Annotated in this window: 1 protein-coding gene; it reads right to left on the bottom strand. The window is 40.0% G+C overall.

Annotation, left to right across the window (positions count from 1 at the left end):
• Positions 1 to 12 precede the first annotated feature (12 nt).
• Positions 13 to 255 (bottom strand): IS3 family transposase (locus tag AC0C66_RS21610; protein ID WP_472973711.1); only part of this gene is annotated, 243 nt, incomplete at its 5' end.

Genomic DNA, 255 nt, shown 5'->3' on the forward strand with positions numbered 1-255 from the left:
TCAAAACACCTTTTAAACAGCCAATTGCCGATAGTTTATCGGTGATTGGTTGTTTAGTTTCGTTTGAATACGAATATTGTTATAATAATGAATGTATTCTATGACAGTGCGTTCTACGATGGCGGTCCTAGTTCGATCAATGCTGTTAAGATAGAACGTTTCAGACTTTAGTGAGGAATGAAACGATTCGATGGAGGCATTATCAGCGGGCGTCCCTTTGCGGGACATGCTCATGGTAATGCCTTTTGTGTTAAC

The organism is Bacillus sp. VA13, from assembly GCF_055710085.1.